The following is a 19,741-nucleotide window of genomic DNA, read 5'->3' on the forward strand; positions in this document are numbered from 1 at the left end:
TACGCCGTCGGAGGCAGCAACCATGACCACATTAACGCTGGCTGAGACAGGTATTGGTGAATTATCGGCGGTGTTGGCCGCCGATAGCCCACTGGAATGTTTATGCTCCCCAGCTATCTGGGCGGAAGGGCCGGTCTGGTTACCACAAGAAAATGCGGTGGTATTCAGTGATGTAAAAGGGAACCGGATGTTTCGCTGGTGTCGCGACGGCGAACTCAGCCTCTACCGGTCACCGTCCAACTTTGCTAATGGTAATGCCCGTATGGCTAATGGCTCGATTGTCAGTTGTGAGCATGGCCGACGCGGTATCAGCCAGACTGATATACAAGGCAATATCACGCTATTAGTTGATCGTATCGACGGCAAGCGTTTTAACTCGCCCAACGACATTGTAGTGAAATCAGACGGTACCTTATGGTTTACCGATCCGCCTTATGGCATTACCGGCGACGACGAGGGCTATAAATCAGAAAGTCAGGTTATTGGCTGCTACTTGTACTGTTTCGATCCTAAAGATAGCTCACTACGTATCGCCGCTTGTGACTTACAGCGACCAAACGGGCTGGCTTTTTCGCCAGATGAACAACTGCTGTATGTGGCGGATATGTCAATTGTCGATTTCCCCACCCTCGGCCGGCGGCAGTTGCGGGTTTACCCCGTAATTGGGTTACAACTGGGTGATGGCCGTGTTTTTGCAGAAATATCACCGGGCTTCCCTGATGGATTCTGTGTCGATCATGCGGGCAATCTATTTTGCAGTTGTGCGGATGGTGTGCTGGTTTTTACCCCACAAGCAACATTACTGGGTAAGATTTCAGTTCCTGAGCGGGTATCAAATTGCACTTTTGGCGGACCGAACGGTGATGAACTTTATATCACTGCCGGTACTTCACTGTATCGCATCAGAGTGAATACTTATGGCTGAGAAAAACCCATAACCCAGCCCCCTATCCATGCCGGATTCATCCGGCATTAACCCTCGTAACCCCATAATAAAACAGGATTATCCTGCGTACGACCACGTCGTGTCTGTGCGCCACACTGCCTAAATAATCAACAAAACGAGGTGGTGATCACATTTTGACTAAAAACAATATAACTGATTGTTTTTAAAAAATATTTAACTACGGCGCTGCTTTGACTTCACTTCTGTGGAGGTATAGCATTAATTTGAAATGTGATTTTGCATATTGAAATTTAGCGCATCAAAAAAATACACTTCAATTTTTAAATTATTCAGGGGAGCTCGCAATGAGAGTCAGTTACCAGCAGTTAAAGGCAGAGTTTAAACGGGTACTATTGGCGCGAAAAGTGAGTGAAGTTACCGCTGATGCTTGTGCCGAGATGTTTGCGCAATCCACTGAATACGGTGTTTATTCCCACGGCGTAAATCGATTCCCACGTTTTATTCAACAATTGGAAGCCGGTGATATCGTGCCTGATGCTATTCCAACGAAGGCATTAGCACTCGGGGCTATCGAGCAATGGGATGCTCATCAGGCTATTGGCAATTTAACCGCCAAACAAATGATGGATCGTGCCATGGTATTAGCGGATCAGCATGGTATTGGGGTGGTGGCCTTGCGCAATGCTAACCATTGGATGCGCGGTGGTGCCTACGGCTGGCAAGCGGCAGAACAAGGTTATATTGGCATCTGCTGGACAAACTCAATTGCTGTAATGCCGCCGTGGGGAGCCAAAGAGTGCCGTATCGGCACCAATCCTCTGATCATTGCCGTTCCCGGTGAAACCATCACTATGGTCGATATGTCTATGTCGATGTTCTCTTATGGCATGCTGGAAGTTAACCGATTGACGGGCAATACATTGCCCGTGGATGGTGGTTTCGATAATGACGGCAATCTCACGCGGGATCCGGCCATTGTTGAGAAAAACCGGCGCATCCTGCCAATGGGTTATTGGAAAGGTTCTGGTTTATCCATTGTGCTGGATATGATTGCCACCCTGCTCTCTGGCGGTTTATCCGTTGCCGAAGTCACGCAAGACAAATCAGATGAATTCTGTATCTCACAAGTGTTTATTGCCATTGAAATCGACCGTCTGATTGATGGCAAAACTCGCGATGAAAAATTAAAACGCATTTGTGATTATGTCACTCAAGCTGAGCGCGATAACCCTGATGTCGCTATTCGTCTACCAGGGCATAAATTCCCACGCGTTAAAGCGGAAAATCAGCGCGATGGTATTCCCATTAATGACCAGGTTTGGAAAAAAATCTTAGAAATGTAATTAAAATCAATAAAATTCAGCAGGATACTTATTTTTATCTTGAAGGAGAATTAAGAGCAGTGAGTCCTTAAAATATTTAGCCAATGGATTAACCTCGAGAGTTTAAATAAATATCCAGCGGAATAATCTCGGATGAAAAATTAATCATCTTTAAATTTAAACATTAATAATAAATAGGAAAGGCGTCTTTTTATATAAATATACTTGATATTTATATCACTAGCTGTCGCCTCCTTATTGGCACTGTTGCTGCCCAAAATAGACAAAAAAGCTGACCGGAGGCTGAAATGGAATATTGGTTGGGTATCGATTGTGGCGGCACCTTTATTAAAGCGGGTCTGTATGACCGAGACGGTAACGAATGCGGGATCGCGCGGCAAAATTTAGCCATTATCAGCCCCCAGCCGGGATGGGCTGAGCGCGATATGACTGTGCTATGGCAGGCAATGAGTGCGGTGATTCGCCAACTGTTAGCCCGCCACACGATTCCCCCCAGCAGTATTCAGGGCGTGGGCATTTCTGCTCAAGGTAAGGGACTGTTTTTACTTGATAAAAAAGGTGAGCCATTAGGCAATGCCATATTATCCTCTGACCAACGGGCGCTGTCATTGGTTAAACAGTGGCAACGAGATGGCATCCCACAAATGCTCTATCCAATCACCCGCCAAACATTGTGGACCGGGCACCCGGTATCCTTGCTGCGCTGGTTGAAAGAACATCAACCCAGCCGTTATGAGCAGATTGGCAGCATTCTGATGGCCCACGACTATTTGCGTTACTGCCTGACCGACCAATTAGGTTGCGAAGAGACCAATATCTCAGAATCTAATCTCTATCCGATGGCCGAAGGTGGCTATCAACCCGCACTGGCACAACTGTTAGGTATCCCTGAAGTTATGGCAGCCCTGCCACCGATTGTGGGTTCGGCACAAATTGTCGGCACCATCACTCAGGCTGCCGCCAATGCCACCGGTCTGCCGGTTGGCCTCCCCGTTGTCGGCGGTTTGTTTGATGTGGTCTCTACCGCCCTCTGTGCTGGCCTGAAGGATGAAAGCCGATTAAATGCAGTGATGGGGACCTGGTCGGTGACCTCGGGAATCACCGACCAGCTTAAAGCTGATGTTGAATATCCCTTTGTTTATGGCCGTTATGCCGAAGCAGGTAAATACATCGTGCATGAAGCCAGCCCGACCTCTGCGGCCAATCTGGAATGGTTTACCCACCAATGGTTTGGTGCTGAGGGCGGGAAAACAGACTACCAACAGCTTAATCAATGGGTAGCACAGTTACCCAAAGCAGGTAGCCAGCTACTGTTTGTGCCGTTTTTATATGGCTCCAACGCTGGATTAGGAATGTGTGCCGGATTTTATGGCATGCAATCTTTCCACCAGCGCCAACATCTGGTGCAAGCCATCTACGAAGGGGTGGTATTCAGCCATATGACCCACCTCAACCGAATGCTGAAACGCTTTTCGGCCGTCAGCGCACTACGGATTACCGGCGGACCGGCTCAATCACTGCAATGGATGCGGATGTTTGCCGACATCAGCGGGTTACCGGTAGAGCTGCCGCAAGTTGAGGAGACGGGTTGCCTGGGCGCATCACTGGCGGCAATGGTTGGCACGGGGCGCTTTGTCGATTTCAGTGATGCTCAGCAGGCCTTAACCCCGCAACTGCATACTCTGCAACCCGATCAGCACGCCCGACAAGCATATCAGGAGAAATATCTCCGCTATCAGGCACTGGTTGCTGCTCTTGGCACTTTGCAATGAGCTTCTATTGCTCAGGCAAGGTTGCGGCACCGACTCTATTTAGGACATTGATACTATGACAACTCAGCACCTCAGGCCGCAATTACAACTCGCACTGGACCATACCCGGCTTGATGCCGCACTGGCGACCACCGCGTTGCTGCACCGCCATGTCGATATCATCGAGGCCGGTACCATCCTGTGTATCAGTGAAGGTATTCAGGCGGTCAAAACTCTACGTCAACGGTATCCACAACATACGCTGGTCGCTGATCTTAAAGTGGCTGACGCGGGCGCCACACTGGCGCAGCAAGCATTTTCTGCCGGCGCAAACTGGATGACGGTGATTTGCGCAGCCCCTCTCGCCACCATGGCAGCCGCATTGGAGGTGGCAAAGCAACATGATGGCGATATCCAGATAGAACTGTTTGGCCACTGGACGCTAAATGACGCTAAAAACTGGCGTGACTTAGGGTTAACTCAAGCCATTTATCATCGTGGCCACGATGCTCAAGCCAGCGGACAAAGCTGGAGTCAGGCTGATCTAGAGAGGATGCAGACACTGTCCGACTTAGGAATCGAACTGTCGGTTACCGGCGGTATCACTCCTGCTGATTTACCCCTCTTCCACACCATTGCGGTACGTGCCTTTATTGTCGGCCGTGCACTGTCTGAAGCCGAACATCCCGTAGCCACCGCCACCGCGTTCCACCATGCCATTGACGCTATTTGGGGGAAATAATATGCGCCAACATCCATTAGGTATTTATGAAAAAGCATTGCCTAAACACTTGAGCTGGCCTGAGCGTTTAGCCTTAGCCAAAGCATGTGGTTTTGATTTTGTTGAAATGTCTATCGATGAAACAGATGAAAGGTTAGCGCGGCTCAGTTGGAGCAAAGCACAGCGTTTATCTCTGGTTGATGCCATGTTAGAAACCGGGATTGCAATCCCTTCCATGTGCTTGTCGGCTCATCGCCGCTTCCCTTTTGGCAGCCATGATGACGAGTTGAGAAAGCAGGCCTACCTTTTGATGCAACAAGCGATTCAATTGGCGAAAGACGTGGGTATCCGCACCATTCAGTTGGCGGGCTATGATGTCTATTACGAAGAGCAGGATGCTGGCACTCTAAAGCGCTTTACCGAAGGGCTGCAATGGGCAGTACAACAGGCAGCCGCCGCGCAGGTTATGTTGGCGGTCGAAATAATGGACACGCCGTTTATCAATTCGATCAGTAAATGGAAGGTCTGGGATAACTGCCTCGCTTCACCGTGGTTCACGGTTTATCCTGATGTCGGCAACCTGAGTGCCTGGGGTAATGATGTCAGTAATGAGTTATCGATAGGAATTGACCGTATTGCAGCCATTCATCTGAAAGATACTTATCCAGTCACTGACCAGTCACCAGGGCAATTTCGTGATGTGCCTTTTGGTGAAGGATGCGTGGATTTCGTCAATGTTTTTAAGACACTTAATCAACTCAATTATCGCGGCGCATTCCTGATTGAAATGTGGACGGAGAAAGCAGAGGAACCGGTGGCGGAAATTGTTCAGGCTCGCCGCTGGATTGAACAACGAATGCAACAAGGGGGACTCACCCCCTAATTTAACGTTGGCTGCATTACGGTATTGGCAAAGAAACGAATTGGGAACAAAAAACCTACAGAGACGGCTGACATTGGTTGTGTAAAGGTGTTTATCACCACCAACAATGATTTACATTATGATCTATTGCTTTTGAGTAGCGCTGGGTGTATTGCTATTTCTACAGGATGTGCTCATAATCAATTTCCGTTTCCGTGTAGCAATGGTTACTGGAACGCCGCCCCGATTGTTCATGCAATCGGGGCGTTTTATTTGGTCGCTATCCACCATTTCTCGCGCCAAAAACGCGCAACCGCCCCCCTACCGTGCATCTCTCACTATTTAGCTTTTACCCTGACAATGATAAATACGGAACAAAATAATACTTTCCATCCGTTTTTCTTCCGTATTTTGTTGCCTATGATTTGTTCACCGGTCAACGAGGGGGAGAAATATAATGCAAAAGATTACAGACGATCTGTCGGATCTCGAACGCTACTTCCAACAAACACACCAGCAATGCACCGCCAAAACACCTTGGTTTACGCGTTGGTTATATCTTCCGGTAGCAGAAAGAATGCAAATACTGGATGACTTACTGCTGCCATATTCAGAGAAGCCCCAGCAGAAGCAATAAGCGCTGTGAGTGAATGCAGATAGTTGACCTCATGAAGAGAGGCCCAGACGGGAGGTGGCTGCAACGGGCTCACTCAGATGTGTGCGTTTTAGCCAACTCTATGGCAGCTTGAATCGCTGAGCGCGCTTGCGGGCTATTCTTCCAACAAGTAGAACCCACCATGGCCGCCGCACTGGTGACAATTTCACCCATATCCGCCTGACTGAGTTGCGCAAGGGAGGTAAAACCGAGTTGTTCCAGGCGGGTGACTACCGTTGGCCCGACCCCTTTGACGGCTAACAGCGCATTGCGTTCATCGGCGTTAAAGGCCATATCAGCTTACTCCACATTTAACTATTAGAGCCGTTTTCTGGCCGCATTCTCCGCACTGAAGAACCAGAGTTCTGGCATACGGTTAGGATAAAAACGAATTTCGTAAGTATCTTTCAGGGGGGCTAAACGCCAACGCGGCCGGGCTTCACGCTTAGGTTTTAAAAAACGTAACCGACCACGCGCACGCGCGGCCTGCGTATCTAACACCCATGCAGCAGAAGCCGATAGTGGCTGACGAGTATATTCGTCTTCAACGCTGATATCACAAATGCACAAAACCGTATTCCTTGCAGAAATTAATGCTGACATGATTATTCTGGATCTACCCTATTGAACCAACTGTTGCTCGCCAGAGATTTGATCTATATCACATATAAGTTACCGTAGCGTTGGCAGCATTTATTCACTCAACCCGCTCACTTACCAGTGATTCATCAGCCACAAGTTAATCCCCGATAGCCTTTTGCCTGACGTATCGCGTAGAGTGGCAAAGTAGGGAATAATGCACTGTTGCAATATATTTACCCAATGTACGACTAATTGCCTGATATGCTTTACTTTCATCGGGGCGTTTGATGTTATTTTCGGAGTAAGACTGATGCAAGATATTTTCGAATTATGTAAAGCCATTGGTTTAGGCTTGGTATTACTGCTGCCACTGGCAAACCCGTTGACAACGGTAGCCCTATTACTTGGGTTATCTGGCAACATGACCAGCGAGGAGCGCAATCAGCAATCGAAGATGGCATCAATCTATGTCTTCTTTATTATGACCATCGCTTATTATGCCGGTCAGGTTGTGATGAATACCTTCGGCATATCTATTCCCGGTTTGCGGATTGCCGGTGGGCTAATTGTGGCGTTTATCGGTTTTCGTATGCTTTTTCCGCAGCAATCAGCTGAAGATACGCAATTAGAAGCAAAATCGCAGGATTTAAAGAAGCGAAAATCTATTAATATCGCCTTTGTGCCACTGGCGATGCCAAGTACCGCTGGGCCAGGTACTATTGCCATGATAATCAGTTCTGCCGCATCAATGAAAGGCCATGCTGTATTCAGCCCATGGGTCGTTACGGTTGCCCCAGTGCTGATTTTTCTTTGTGTTTCATTGATTTTATGGGGTTCACTGCTCAGTTCCGGGGCCATTATGCGCTGGGTGGGCAAAAGCGGCATTGAAGCCATTTCACGCTTGATGGGGTTCTTGCTGGTGTGTATGGGCGTACAATTTATTATAAACGGCATCCTGGACATTATTGCCAACTACCATCCAGCACTTGCATAACCAAGAGTGAGATTGAAGAGGGAAACGCTAGCCGATGTTTATACTGATAACAGTTACGGCGCCTATAAGACTACATCGGTTAGCGTTTTAATATTACTCTGACATTGCCCGGTACGCGGTATCTACTTTCCACAAATAGCGTGGTGCTTGTGCGGCCGGATGTTTCTTTTGTATATGCTGATAAAACTCGTTCGGGCTAAGACTATTTATTTTATTTACTGCCAGACGTTTATCTGATGAAAAAGTCCGTAGCATCGCCCCCGCACCATTGGCATAAGAAACGATGGTGGCATAACGCAATGTTTGCGGATCACTTATCCCCGCTAACTGCTGGTTTTGCAAAATATTGATATACGCCGCGCCAATATCAATATTCTTCACCGGATCTTTTAATTCACCTGAACTCGGTTGACCATCGCGCCCTTTCATTCGGTAGGCATCTCGACCAGCGGTAGAGGCTTTAATCTGCATCAAACCCACAGCATTCGAGGTGCTCACCACATCAGGATTGTAACCAGACTCCACCTGAATAATGGCTTTAATCAACGTTTCATCAACGCCGTAATGGCTAGCTGCTTGTTTAATTACATCGCTATAGGCAACTGTACTTGAACCGCCGCTGCTTTTCGGTGCGTTAAGGAAACCACCCTGTGGCGCTTTCTTCAGCCACCCGTTATTTGCTTGTGGTGACGGAGTTTGTTTAGCACACCCCGCCAGCAATAAAATTGCCATTAGGCAACCGACTTTTGGATTCACAGTATTCCCCGTGCTGATAAGCCGTTTTGTAGCATATACAAGTTGTCACCTCGTCCAAATAGATTTTTTGGCCTAGCTTGACCATTATCAACATAATGATCAGGCTATATTCAGTAACTATCGGTAAGTTTTAGTTTATTGTATGGCAAGGCTTGACTTCATCGCTAATGATATTGATAATCATTTTCATTTAAAGAAAGGGAACATCGCCATGTTTATTAAGCAAAAAATACCCTACCTGCACTCAATTAGCCGTATTACACCCCGTTTTTTACCTGCCATTACCCTATTGGCTCTTGTTGCATTCTCCTCGATGATCAGCAACTCAGCCTTGGCAGAAAATAAACCCAGCGACTCTGATAAAAAATTCAAAATTGTGACTACATTCACAATTATTCAAGATATTGCGCAGAATGTCGCCGGTGATGCTGCCATTGTTGAGTCAATCACCAAACCCGGCGCAGAAATTCACGACTATCAGCCCACGCCACGAGATATCGTGAAGGCACAATCAGCAGACTTGATTCTCTGGAATGGGATGAACCTGGAGCGCTGGTTTGAGCGTTTCTTTGAAAATATTAAAGATGTCCCTTCGGCTGTGGTTACAGATGGCATCACCCCCCTGCCTATCCGTGAAGGGCCATATAAAGGTATTCCGAATCCACATGCCTGGATGTCACCATCAAACGCTTTAATCTATATTGAGAATATTCGTAAAGCACTGGTGGAGCACGATCCCACCCATGCTGAAACCTATAATCGTAATGCCAAAGCTTATGCTGAAAAAATTGCCGCCTTGGATGCCCCGTTGCGTGAGCGTTTATCTCGCATCCCCGCACAGCAACGGTGGCTAGTGACCAGTGAAGGTGCCTTCAGTTATCTGGCAAAAGATTATGGTTTTAAAGAAGTTTACTTGTGGCCAATTAATGCGGAAGAGCAAGGTTCCCCGCAACAAGTGCGCCACGTGATTGATACCATGCGCGCAAATAAAATCCCGGTGATATTCAGTGAAAGTACTATTTCCGATAAACCGGCGAAACAAGTTAGCAAAGAAACCGGTGCACAATATGGTGGTGTGTTATATGTAGATTCTCTGTCGAATGAAAAGGGGCCGGTCCCCACTTATATCGATCTGATTAACGCCACTGTACAAACTATCGCGAAAGGATTTGGTCAATGAGCCATGCTGTTTTTGTCCGCCCGGAGCTGGTAGTGGATAATGTCACTGTCACTTATAACAACGGGCATACTGCTATCTATGACGCCAGTTTCTCACTGACCGGTGGCACAATTTGCGCCTTGGTCGGTGTGAATGGTAGCGGTAAGTCGACACTGTTTAAAAGTATTATGGGGTTAGTTAAACCCAGTGTCGGGAAAGTAGAGCTGAGTCATAAACCCATCAGCCATGCCTTAAAACAAAATACCATCGCTTACGTGCCGCAGACCGAAGATGTCGACTGGAATTTCCCAGTGTTGGTGGAAGACGTGGTCATGATGGGCCGTTATGGCAAAATGAATTTTCTGCGCATCCCGAGCCGGGAAGATAAAACCATTGTCGATAAAGCCATTGAGAGAGTCGGCTTGACGGCATTACGGTCACGTCAGATCGGTGAGCTATCGGGGGGGCAAAAGAAACGGGTGTTTCTGGCCCGCGCGTTGGCACAGCAAGGCTCAGTCTTGTTATTGGACGAGCCGTTCACCGGCGTTGACGTCAAAACAGAAAATGCCATTATTGATTTATTGCGGGCACTGCGCGATGAAGGTCATCTGATTCTGGTTTCCACGCATAACCTCGGTAGCGTGCCAGAATTTTGTGACCACGTGATTCTGATTAACCAAACCGTGCTAGCCGCCGGGCCGACCGAAACCACCTTTACCCAAAAGAATCTCGAAATGACTTTTGGTGGTGTTCTGCGCCATATCAATCTCTCCGGTACGGCACTGCACGATGATAATGACCCACGCACCGTCACGGTCATTACCGATGATGAACGTCCTGCGGTATTTTATGGTCACACCAAGAATGACCCGCCGGCACAGAGTCAGTCAAAGGAGAATAACCCCTGATGCTGGAACTGTTACTGCAACCGTTTAACTACAATTACATGGTCAAGGCTATCTGGGTCAGTGCGATTGTTGGTGCCGTCTGCGCATTCTTATCGGCATATCTGATGCTGAAAGGTTGGTCGCTGATGGGGGATGCGCTATCGCACTCCGTCGTTCCGGGGGTTGCTGGCGCTTATGCTCTTGGGCTGCCTTATGCCGCTGGTGCATTCTTTACCGGCATGCTCGCCGCATTGGCGATGACATTAGTGCGCCATATCACTCGTCTGCGTGAAGATGCCATCATTGGTTTCATCTTCTCGACCTTTTTTGCTGTTGGTTTATTAATTGTTTCGCTCAACCCTACCTCGGTCAATGTCCAGTCGATCATTTTCGGTAATATTCTGGGGATAGCAGACGAAGATGTATTGCAGGTAGAGATCATAATTTTGGTTTCGTTTGTGATTCTATGTCTGATCTGGAAAGACTTGCTGGCGGTGTTTTTCGATGAAAGCCACGCTATGTCGATAGGACTATCACCCCTGCGCCTGAAAATTTTGTTCTTTACCCTGTTAAGTGCCTGTACTGTCGCGGCTTTACAGACTGTTGGCGCGATCTTAGTTATTGCCATGGTGGTGACCCCCGGGGCGACTGCTTACCTACTCACAGACCGTTTCAGCCGCTTACTGATGATAGCGATTGCCATTGGTGCCTTTACCAGTGCCTTTGGTGCATATCTCAGCTTCTATCTGGACGGCGCAACAGGCGGGGTCATTGTGACCTTACAAACACTGGTCTTCCTCTTAGCCTTTTTCTTCGCGCCGAAACACGGATTACTGGCGACCCGTTTTCGTTCGCGGCAAAAACGCCGTCACCCACTACCCCACCTGCCAGAGGATAATGTATGAATACATTGTTTAGTCTGGTCAGCGAACCCTTCGCCTACCCCTTTATGCAACGGGCGATAGTGGCCGCGATTATTACCGGTGTGGTGTGTGCAGTCTTGTCTTGTTATCTGGTGTTAAAAGGCTGGTCATTAATGGGGGATGCTATCTCTCATGCCGTGCTACCAGGCATTGTGCTGGCCTTTTGGCTCGGTATTCCGCTGGTTATCGGTGCCTTTGTCTCAGGTATATTCTGCGCGATTGCCACCGGTTATTTAAAAGATAATAGCCGGGTCAAAGAAGATACCGTTATGGGGATTGTGTTCTCCGGTATGTTCGCATTTGGCCTGGTGCTATTTTCCCGCATGGATACAGACCAGCACCTCAGCCATATTTTATTCGGCAATATGCTGGGTATTTCATTAGCGGAACTGAAACAGACATTGTGGATTGCCGGCTTCACTCTGTTGGTGGTGCTATTAAAGCGTAAAGATTTCATGCTCTACTGCTTTGATCCAAACCATGCCAGGGTGATTGGGCTGCCGGTCAAATTGCTGCACTATGGCTTACTTTGCCTGCTGGCATTGACCATCGTGGCATCATTGCAGGCGGTTGGGGTTATTCTGGTTATCGCCATGTTAATCGCCCCCGGTATTATCGCCTTTATGGTTTGCCGTAGTTTTGATCAAATGCTGATTGTTGCCACACTGGTGTCAGTGGTGGCCTGTGTGCTGGGCACCTTAATCAGTTTCCATATTGATGGTGCCACGGGTCCCTGTATTGTCATTATTCAGGCACTGTTCTTTGTGGTCGCCCTGATTTATAGCCATATAAAACCCGTAAAGGGCCGAAAAATATCCCCTCAGGCCAAAGCTGCTAGCGCTAAAAACCTGCCGAAAGGTAACCTGCTATAATCAATTAAGTCCCAATAAATATGCCGGATGGCCATTACGCTGTACGGCATATTTATTATTCAGATTCAGCCAGCAGCAAGTTTTTTACCATGCCATTTTTGTCGTAATATGAGCAAAACAGCGAAACGACTAACACTTTACCAGTAGAATCAGTCTTTTGTTTGATCCGGCACGGGTATCCCTGTGCGCCAGCTCTTGTTCTTCGCAGCATAAAGACGCTAACCTAATGATCTGTAGCCAGAGTCATTGGACTTGCAGGTAGCAGCGAATGTCAAATCGGCCGGGAGTCGATTTAAATAGCATTAATGCTAGCCCGCAGGATGAGCCTTATGGATTAGGCTCATTAATCCTGATGCGCTAATGTAGTCGAGTGATTAGGATAAGTTAACGTCGCTAACAACCCTGTAATTTCAAGTTCACAGGGTTTAACTGGCAGCTAATAGGGGGTGAATCATGTGGCAAGCAGTGAATCGTCTGTTAGGTGAATATCTCGGTCCCGCCGAAATTCGGGAAAGGACTGAATTACCGGGCGGAGATATTCATGAAGCCTGGCGTCTCAGTTATGGTGAGACTGAGGTTTTCGTAAAATGCGATACCCGTGAGATGTTACCCATATTTACCGCCGAAGCTGATCAACTCGCTTTATTATCCCGCAGCAAAACAGTCCAAGTCCCTGAAGTCTACGGCGTGGGCAGCGATCGCGATTACAGTTTTCTGTTACTAGAGTATCTCCCCCTAAAGCCACTCGATGCGCATAACGCCTATTGTCTGGGCCAGCAATTAGCCCATCTGCATCAATGGAGCGAACAACTGCAATTCGGGCTGGATTTTGATAATGATCTGGCCACCACACCGCAGCCTAATAGCTGGCAGCGCCGCTGGGGGCAATTCTTTGCTGAGCAGCGTATCGGTTGGCAATTGCAATTAGCGGCGGAAAAAGGCATGTCTTTTGGTGATATCGACCAGATAACTGACTTAGTTCACGCACGTTTACAAGGCCACCAGCCACAGCCCTCACTCCTACACGGTGATTTATGGCCAGCTAACTGTGCTGCCAGTGCCCAAGGGCCAGTAATTTTTGATCCCGCCTGTTATTGGGGAGATCGCGAGTGCGACCTTGCGATGTTACCGCTCTACCCTGCCTTACCCGCCCAAATTTATGATGGTTATCAGCGTGTTTGGCCGCTGCCTGCCGATTTTATTGAGCGCCAACCTATTTATCAGCTTTATTATTTATTGAACCGCAGTAATTTATTTGGTGGACAACACTGGATTAACGCGCAGAAAGCCGTTGAGCATTTGCTGCACCCCGAACGTTTTTAGTGAGATACCCGCTCGCTGGTTAGCACGAATAACCCGCCTATTATAAATAGCACCCCCAATTATTGGCTAGCCAACCAATAAGGGTGCTTTTTTTATGACCAACATCTCATAACGAAAGACGCCTTTCCTAAAAAAACATGAACAAAACCACAGATTAGATGCATTTCCACTGACTAATAATGACGTGACACCCTGTTCTTTTTTGCCAGCGACAACCCACGGCAAAAAGCGCTTACTTAAATAAAATCAAAAGCCTTCGTCGAGGAATATCTCATAACCTTCGATAGGCATTCTATTGCCAGTAATTGGGAGCAAGACAAATGGTGGATATGCGTGAGTGGGAAAACCTCGCTAATAAAGAATTAAGCAAACGAGGAAAAAAAATAGAAGATTTGATCAGCAAGACGCCCGAAGGTATTGCGGTAAAAGCACTTTATACCGCCAGTGACCTTGATGGATTAGAGGTTACTGGCTCATTCCCCGGTCTTGCACCCTACGTCAGGGGGCCAAGAGCCACAATGTATGCCGCTCAGCCCTGGACAATTCGCCAATATGCTGGTTTTTCAACCGCTAAAGAATCAAATGCCTTTTATCGCAAAAACCTGGCTGCGGGGCAAAAAGGTCTTTCTGTAGCATTTGATCTTGCCACTCATCGTGGTTATGACTCAGATAACCCACGCGTTTCTGGTGATGTGGGTAAAGCAGGTGTGGCAATTGATAGCGTTGAGGATATGAAGGTTCTGTTCGACCAAATACCACTCGATAAAATGTCTGTTTCGATGACGATGAATGGTGCGGTGCTGCCCATTCTGGCGTTTTATATCGTCGCGGCCGAAGAGCAAGGGGTAGAGCCTGCGCTACTGACCGGCACTATTCAGAACGATATTCTGAAAGAATATCTGTGCCGCAACACCTATATTTACCCCCCCAAACCCTCCATGCGCATTATTTCCGACATCATCGCCTGGAGTTCGCAAAATATGCCGCGCTTCAACACTATCAGCATCAGTGGCTACCATATGGGAGAAGCCGGCGCTAACTGCGTGCAGCAAGTGGCTTTTACTATTGCTGATGGTATTGAATATATCAAAGCGGCCTTAAATGCCGGTTTAAATATTGATGACTTCGCCCCACGCCTCTCATTCTTCTTCGGCATTGGCATGGATCTGTTTATGAACATCGCCATGTTACGCGCCGCACGCTACCTCTGGAGTGAGGCGGTCAGTGGATTTGGCGCAACCGACCCTAAATCATTAGCGCTACGAACCCACTGCCAAACTTCAGGGTGGAGCCTGACCGAGCAAGACCCCTACAACAATATTATTCGTACTACCATCGAAGCTCTGGGCGCAACACTCGGCGGCACACAGTCTTTGCATACCAATGCTTTTGATGAGGCTCTCGGCCTACCGACTGATTTCTCAGCACGCATTGCGCGTAATACACAAATAATCATTCAGGAAGAATCGGCGATTTGCCGCACCATTGACCCGCTGGCAGGCTCTTATTTTGTCGAGTCATTAACCGATCAAATGGTGAAACAAGCCAGAACCATTATCAAACAGATCGATGATGTGGGCGGCATGGCCAAAGCCATTGAGGTTGGGCTACCCAAACGGATGATTGAAGAGGCGTCCGCCAGTCAGCAATCACTTATCGATCAGGGAAAACGCGTTATTGTCGGGGTGAATAAATATAAGTTAGAGACAGAAGCTGAAACTCAGGTGTTGGATATTGACAACGTTAAAGTTCGCAATGAACAAATTGCACAACTTAAACGTATTCGCGCCGAGCGAGATAACAGCGCGGTTCAACAAGCATTGCTAAACCTGCGTCATGCGGCGGAAAACCATGAAAATCTACTGGAAGCCGCAGTTCAAGCTGCACGACTGCGGGCAACACTGGGTGAAATCTCAGATGCAATGGAGAGGGTGTTTGACCGCTACCTGGTACCAAGCGAATGCGTTACCGGTGTCATTGCGCGCAGCTATCACCAGAGCGAGAAAGACGCTCAGGAATTTGATCAAATAGTGGCGCAGACCCAAACGTTCTTCAGTGAGAATGGGCGCAGACCCAGAATTCTGATTGCCAAAATGGGCCAGGATGGCCACGACCGGGGGCTAAGGTTATTGCCAGCGCTTACTCTGACCTCGGTTTTGATGTCGATCTTAGCCCGATGTTCTCAACACCGGATGAAATCGCCCGTCTGGCGGTGGAGAATGACGTTCACGTCATCGGTGCTTCTTCCCTTGCCGCCGGCCACAAAACATTGATCCCCGAGTTGATTGAAGCGCTGCGTCAATATGCACGGCCAGATATTCTGGTGGTGGCTGGGGGGGTTATTCCGCCACAGGACTACGCCTTCTTGCGTGAACAGGGTGTGGCAGCAATTTATGGGCCGGGTACACCAATGCTCGTTAGCGTGCGTGACGTTCTACAACTCATCAGCCGCCGCCATGATTGATATCGACAATATGGCGGACTACGTTCACCGTTTACGCCAGGGAGACCGAGCCGCATTAGCGCAAGCCATGACCCTGGCAGAAAGCCGCCTCCCCCGACATCAGGCATTAAGCGCTCGGCTGTTAGACCGCATTATGCCTTATACCGGTCAGGCTAAACGGCTAGGCGTTACTGGCACACCCGGTGCGGGGAAAAGCACCTTTCTTGAGGTGCTAGGCGAAGAGTTATTGGCACAAGGGCATAAGGTCGCGGTGATTGCCGTTGACCCCAGCAGCCCGATCAGTGGCGGCAGCATTTTGGGCGACAAAACCCGCATGCTGAATCTCTCACGCGCTGAGCATGCGTTTGTGCGCCCGGTGCCGTCAGGGGGCCACCTCGGTGGGATAAGCCAGAGTACCCGCGAGTTGATCTTGCTCAGTGAGGCCGCAGGCTACGACGTCATCATCGTTGAAACCGTCGGCGTTGGGCAGTCTGAAACCGAAGTGGCTGAAATGGTGGACTGCTTTATCTCTTTGCAAATCGCCGGTGCGGGCGATGACCTACAAGGCATTAAGAAAGGCATTATGGAAATGGCCGATTTTATTGTGATTAACAAAGATGACGGCGACAACCATAGCAATGTTGAAATCGCCCGCCATATGTATCACAGCGCACTGCATATCATTCGCCGTAAATATCCCGCATGGCAGCCACGGGTTCTCACCTGTAGCGCGTTGGAAAAACGCGGTATCCGCGAAGTGTGGCAAGCAGTACAAAGTTTTTGGCCGGTCATGACGCAAAGTGGGCAGCTCACCACCTTGCGCCAACAACAAAATCTTGGTTGGGTGCGTCATCAGGTAGAGGCAAATGCACTTGCAATGCTGTTTTCTCACCCCGAGGTCCGCCAGCACTATCAGCAAATTGAAGATCTGTTACGTCAAAATCAAATCTCGCCGCGAGCCGGTATTAATGACGTAACCCATTTTATTACACAAAAAATTATCAATTAAAGGGAACAACCATGTCTTATCAGTATGTCAAAGTGTTGATTGCCAATCGGGTGGGTATTATTGAGTTCAACCACACACGCAAACTCAATCGCCAATTCCCAAACGAAATGCAACAAAGTGACCCACCGGTCAGGTACGGATAAAATAGCCGTATTGACCCTGTCGGAGACCCTGTTGCATGAAGGGAAAACATTTGACTCAGCATGAGCGCTTTTACATCGAAAAACGAAAAGCTGAAGGCGTTAATCAGTCCTGCATTGCCAGAGAGCTCGGCGTCTCTCGCTCTACGCTGAGCCGGGAGCTCAGGCGTAATACGGACCCCGCCTTCAACGGACTTTACTCCTCCAGACGCGCTGATGCCTTAGCCAGACAACGGCGGGGCGCCACCTCGGCACACAATGCCTGTTTCCCTCTGGGCCAGCAGACACAAGACTTTCTCCGGCAGGCGCTGGCTGTACATACCTCCCCTGAGGTTATCTGTGGGAGACTGAAAATCCAGTTTGATATCGCCGTCAGCAAAAATACCCTCTACCGCTATATCCGTTCGGACAGACAGGCTGGCGGTAAGCTTTACCTTCAGCTCCCTCACCGGGGTAAACGCTATCGCTATGATACGGGTGAGCCCGGACGCACGCCCATCCCGGACAGGGTTGGCATTGAGCACAGGCCTGCTGAGGCTGAACTCAAACAGGTTCCCGGGCATGTTGAAATCGATACGATTTTTGGCAAAGACCAGAAGTCATTCCTGCTGACGGTCGTGGACAAAGCCACAAAGCAGGTCATTATCCGTAAACTCCCCAATAAGTGCGCTGAGAGCGTCGTGGAAGCGTTCAGGGACATCGTGGCGAATACTTTCTGTGAGTTTAAAACCCTGACGGCAGATAACGGACCCGAGTTTGCGAAACATAAGGACATCACTCAGGTAACGGGCGCAAAGGTTTACTTTGCCCGGCCTTATCATTCCTGGGAGCGGGGGTTGAATGAGCATACCAACGGTCTGATACGGCGGTTTTATCCGAAAGGAACCGATTTTAATGGCGTCAGCGATGAAGATATTGCGAGACTGGAGCACATCCTCAACACTCGGGGGCGCAAATCTCTGGAATACAGCTCACCGAATGAGGTATTTTTAGAGTATCTACTCGCTGCATAACGCATGATGGTTTGTTGCGTTTCGTTCGGGAATGGGGCATTGCCCTTAACGTCGGGCTTGAATTTGATATCTACGGCCATGCCAACTCGACCCACGTTGCCGGTACGGAATTGGTCAACGGTATTGGCGGCAGTGCAGATTTTGAGCGCAACGCCTATTTGTCGATCTTTATGGCCCCCTCCATCGTCAAAGGTGGAAAGGTCTCCACCATTGTGCCGATGTGTACCCATGTTGATCATAGTGAGCACAGCGTAAAAGTTATCGTTACAGAACAAGGCGTGGCTGACTTACGCGGGCTATCACCCATGCAGCGTGCCACCACGATTATCAATAACTGTGCACATCCGATGTATCGTGACTACCTGCATCGCTATCTGGCACAGGCCAAAGGCGGACATTTGCATCACAATCTGGCGCAAGCATTCCAGTTGCACCAAAATCTGTTCGAATTTGGCTCAATGTTGGCACCTTAATCACCCTCTCGGTCTGAATGTATATAGCCCATGACTTTTTCGATGTGATGATTATTCTTGAGCGAATATAGGTACTCTCGCATATACATGGGCTGATTCGGTGCATCAAAATATTTCAGCTTGGCGGGGTTAACTAACCGATAAGCAAACTGAGGCACTACCGTCAGAAACTGCCCTTGCTCAACAGCACTGATTTTTGCCATAAAGCTGTAGGGGCGATAGATAATAGTGGGGTTAATGCCAATCGCACGGAAATGCGCATCCAGTAGAGCCTCAAAATTTGCCCTATTTTGGAAGCGCATTTGCAACCAAGGCAATGTATTCAACAACTCTAGCGCCTGGATATTCTCAAAGCGACGTGACACTAAAAAACCGAGCCGTAAAGAGGGAAGCTCCGTGGCTTGCAGGGTATCAATATGGGTGACACGTTGTGACGCTTGCTGCGGGGAGATAATAAAATCTACACGGCGATCGAGTAAGTCATCAATCACACTGTTTTCGTTAAACTCAAAAGGCTGAGCGGTAATCCCGTCGTATTTATCGCTGAGACTGAACAATTGATCAAAAATGATGGTTGGGTAAGTGTTATCAATTCCTATCACAATATTCTTCTGACGCTGTGATATAGCCACAATGCTGTTATCTATAGCTGAAAGTCGTTGATAAATAGGAAATAGCTCCTGATAAAGCTCTTGTCCTGCTTTATTGAGGCTGATACTTTTCTCATTACGAGTAAATAAGGAATAACCGACCAATTCTTCCAGCGCCATAATACTTTTGCCGAAAGGAGATGCCGTCATGTGTAATTTTTCAGCCGCCTTCGCCATGCTATTTGTTTGGGCTAACACAATAAAATTACGCATTTTCTTGGAAATGAAAACGTTCATTACTTTACTGATATGACAGAGGAGAGAGTGCTACAGCATAA

General features: G+C 48.3%; 19 protein-coding genes and 2 pseudogenes. 17 read left to right on the forward strand and 4 right to left on the reverse strand.

Annotation, left to right across the window (positions count from 1 at the left end; translation table 11 throughout):
- The first annotated feature begins 22 nt into the window (after positions 1 to 22).
- The 6 genes from ACWJJO_RS12170 to ACWJJO_RS12195 all read left to right on the forward strand — a co-directional run bounded on the left by ACWJJO_RS12170 (position 23) and on the right by ACWJJO_RS12195 (position 6,221).
- Positions 23 to 925 (forward strand): SMP-30/gluconolactonase/LRE family protein, encoded by a 903-nt coding sequence (locus tag ACWJJO_RS12170; protein ID WP_227746531.1) that lies wholly within the window; start codon positions 23 to 25, stop codon positions 923 to 925.
- A 326-nt stretch (positions 926 to 1,251) separates the two neighbouring features.
- Positions 1,252 to 2,250 (forward strand): 3-dehydro-L-gulonate 2-dehydrogenase, encoded by a 999-nt coding sequence (gene yiaK / locus ACWJJO_RS12175; RefSeq protein ID WP_481091063.1) that lies wholly within the window; start codon positions 1,252 to 1,254, stop codon positions 2,248 to 2,250.
- Between the two features lie 287 nt (positions 2,251 to 2,537).
- Positions 2,538 to 4,022: an FGGY-family carbohydrate kinase gene (locus tag ACWJJO_RS12180; protein WP_481091064.1), complete on the forward strand. Its 1,485-nt coding sequence runs from the start codon at positions 2,538 to 2,540 to the stop codon at positions 4,020 to 4,022.
- 55 nt (positions 4,023 to 4,077) lie between these two features.
- Positions 4,078 to 4,743, forward strand: a complete 666-nt coding sequence (ulaD, locus tag ACWJJO_RS12185; protein ID WP_481091065.1) for a 3-keto-L-gulonate-6-phosphate decarboxylase UlaD — start codon at positions 4,078 to 4,080, stop codon at positions 4,741 to 4,743.
- Position 4,744: 1 nt separating this feature from the next.
- A complete protein-coding gene (locus tag ACWJJO_RS12190; protein ID WP_083158686.1) occupies positions 4,745 to 5,605 on the forward strand; it encodes an L-ribulose-5-phosphate 3-epimerase in 861 nt (286 codons plus the stop codon).
- Positions 5,606 to 6,041: 436 nt separating this feature from the next.
- On the forward strand, positions 6,042 to 6,221 hold the full coding sequence (locus tag ACWJJO_RS12195; RefSeq protein ID WP_083163601.1) for a hypothetical protein: 180 nt from the start codon (positions 6,042 to 6,044) through the stop codon (positions 6,219 to 6,221).
- 69 nt (positions 6,222 to 6,290) lie between these two features.
- On the opposite strand, the gene ACWJJO_RS12200 is transcribed toward ACWJJO_RS12195, so the two are convergent.
- Both ACWJJO_RS12200 and ACWJJO_RS12205 read right to left on the reverse strand, forming a co-directional pair.
- On the reverse strand, positions 6,291 to 6,533 hold the full coding sequence (locus ACWJJO_RS12200) for a Pathogenicity locus (RefSeq protein ID WP_083158685.1): 243 nt from the start codon (positions 6,531 to 6,533) through the stop codon (positions 6,291 to 6,293).
- 24 nt (positions 6,534 to 6,557) lie between these two features.
- A complete protein-coding gene (locus tag ACWJJO_RS12205; RefSeq protein WP_193784813.1) occupies positions 6,558 to 6,809 on the reverse strand; it encodes a hypothetical protein in 252 nt (83 codons plus the stop codon).
- Between the two features lie 322 nt (positions 6,810 to 7,131).
- Between ACWJJO_RS12205 and ACWJJO_RS12210 the strand changes: the two genes are divergently transcribed.
- Positions 7,132 to 7,815, forward strand: coding sequence for a MarC family NAAT transporter (locus ACWJJO_RS12210; protein WP_083158683.1), 684 nt, complete (start codon positions 7,132 to 7,134; stop codon positions 7,813 to 7,815).
- Positions 7,816 to 7,908: 93 nt separating this feature from the next.
- Here the strand turns inward: ACWJJO_RS12210 and ACWJJO_RS12215 are convergent, their stop codons facing one another.
- The gene (locus ACWJJO_RS12215; RefSeq protein WP_083158682.1) at positions 7,909 to 8,571 is read right to left on the reverse strand and encodes a transglycosylase SLT domain-containing protein; all 663 of its coding nucleotides are present in this window, start codon (positions 8,569 to 8,571) and stop codon (positions 7,909 to 7,911) included.
- Positions 8,572 to 8,782: 211 nt separating this feature from the next.
- On the opposite strand from ACWJJO_RS12215, the gene yfeA reads away from it, so the two are divergent.
- The 10 genes and pseudogenes from yfeA to ACWJJO_RS12265 form a co-directional block, all read left to right on the forward strand.
- Complete coding sequence (gene yfeA / locus ACWJJO_RS12220; RefSeq protein WP_083158681.1) at positions 8,783 to 9,751, forward strand: iron/manganese ABC transporter substrate-binding protein YfeA; 969 nt, start codon at positions 8,783 to 8,785, stop codon at positions 9,749 to 9,751.
- The gene (yfeB, locus tag ACWJJO_RS12225; protein WP_083158680.1) at positions 9,748 to 10,638 is read left to right on the forward strand and encodes an iron/manganese ABC transporter ATP-binding protein YfeB; all 891 of its coding nucleotides are present in this window, start codon (positions 9,748 to 9,750) and stop codon (positions 10,636 to 10,638) included. The genes yfeA and yfeB overlap by 4 nt, the downstream gene beginning before the upstream one ends.
- On the forward strand, positions 10,638 to 11,522 hold the full coding sequence (gene yfeC, locus ACWJJO_RS12230; RefSeq protein WP_083158679.1) for an iron/manganese ABC transporter permease subunit YfeC: 885 nt from the start codon (positions 10,638 to 10,640) through the stop codon (positions 11,520 to 11,522). Before yfeB ends, yfeC begins: the two co-directional genes overlap by 1 nt.
- On the forward strand, positions 11,519 to 12,412 hold the full coding sequence (yfeD, locus tag ACWJJO_RS12235) for an iron/manganese ABC transporter permease subunit YfeD (protein ID WP_083158678.1): 894 nt from the start codon (positions 11,519 to 11,521) through the stop codon (positions 12,410 to 12,412). Before yfeC ends, yfeD begins: the two co-directional genes overlap by 4 nt.
- A 453-nt stretch (positions 12,413 to 12,865) precedes the next feature.
- Positions 12,866 to 13,735: a fructosamine kinase family protein gene (locus ACWJJO_RS12240; RefSeq protein WP_083158677.1), complete on the forward strand. Its 870-nt coding sequence runs from the start codon at positions 12,866 to 12,868 to the stop codon at positions 13,733 to 13,735.
- A 320-nt stretch (positions 13,736 to 14,055) separates the two neighbouring features.
- Positions 14,056 to 16,199: pseudogene (gene scpA / locus ACWJJO_RS12245) on the forward strand (methylmalonyl-CoA mutase).
- On the forward strand, positions 16,192 to 17,187 hold the full coding sequence (gene meaB, locus ACWJJO_RS12250) for a methylmalonyl Co-A mutase-associated GTPase MeaB (RefSeq protein ID WP_481091586.1): 996 nt from the start codon (positions 16,192 to 16,194) through the stop codon (positions 17,185 to 17,187). Before scpA ends, meaB begins: the two are co-directional and overlap by 8 nt.
- Positions 17,188 to 17,198: 11 nt before the next feature.
- Complete coding sequence (locus tag ACWJJO_RS12255) at positions 17,199 to 17,330, forward strand: hypothetical protein (protein ID WP_481091066.1); 132 nt, start codon at positions 17,199 to 17,201, stop codon at positions 17,328 to 17,330.
- A gap of 35 nt (positions 17,331 to 17,365) precedes the next feature.
- Positions 17,366 to 18,340 carry an IS30 family transposase gene (locus ACWJJO_RS12260; RefSeq protein ID WP_481090511.1) on the forward strand — a complete coding sequence of 325 codons (975 nt, stop codon included), beginning with the start codon at positions 17,366 to 17,368 and terminating at the stop codon, positions 18,338 to 18,340.
- 38 nt (positions 18,341 to 18,378) lie between these two features.
- Positions 18,379 to 18,813: pseudogene (locus ACWJJO_RS12265) on the forward strand (acetyl-CoA hydrolase/transferase C-terminal domain-containing protein); the annotation flags it as partial.
- On the opposite strand, the gene srsR reads toward ACWJJO_RS12265, so the two are convergent.
- Positions 18,810 to 19,700: a LysR family transcriptional regulator SrsR gene (srsR, locus tag ACWJJO_RS12270; RefSeq protein ID WP_083158672.1), complete on the reverse strand. Its 891-nt coding sequence runs from the start codon at positions 19,698 to 19,700 to the stop codon at positions 18,810 to 18,812. The pseudogene ACWJJO_RS12265 and the gene srsR overlap by 4 nt on opposite strands.
- Positions 19,701 to 19,741 lie beyond the last annotated feature (41 nt).

The sequence above is a fragment of the Yersinia antarctica genome (genome assembly GCF_056636475.1).